This is a genomic window from Camelimonas sp. FR25 (assembly GCF_059740505.1).
On sequence record NZ_JCAWFG010000009.1, the window covers coordinates 1 to 538 of the forward strand.

Genomic DNA, 538 nt, shown 5'->3' on the forward strand with positions numbered 1-538 from the left:
AATGCGCGCCGTCTTGTTGGCAAGCGCAACGAGCGCCTTGTTGAAACCCCGCCGTTCGACGACGCCCCTCAGCCATGCCGACCGCGGGTCGTCCCGGTTGGCGAGACGGCTGATAACGGCTCGGGCGCCGTGTATCATCTGCTTGCGCAGATAGTGATTGGCACGTCGACCGATGCCACCCAAGCGCGGCTTGCCTCCGGTCGTATATTGTCGGGGCACCAACCCAATCCAGGCGGCGAGCTCTCGCCCAGAACGGAAGTGCCGGGCATCGTCGATACTGGCTACCAGTGCCGTGGCGATAATGGGCCCGACGCCAGGCAAGGTAGCCAGGCGGCGACAATCGTCATGCTGCCGGCAGATCTCCATGATCCTTGCGTCGAGCTTTGCGATGCGGGCATTTGCGTCGCGAAGCTGGTCGAGAAGTTCCTCGAATAGCTCGCGCCCGAGATCCGACAGGCAATTATGTTCGATCGCTGTCGGGGCCTGGGCCGCGAAGCGCCAGGCTCCCTGAGGCAGGACGATGCCATATTCGGCCAGA

Annotated in this window: 1 protein-coding gene; it reads right to left on the minus strand. The window is 63.4% G+C overall.

Going from position 1 to position 538, the window contains the following annotated elements; all coding sequences use genetic code 11:
- Positions 1-538, minus strand: a 538-nt coding sequence (locus tag AC6A67_RS00795) for an IS110 family RNA-guided transposase (RefSeq protein ID WP_498034616.1), incomplete at both ends; no start/stop codon positions are given.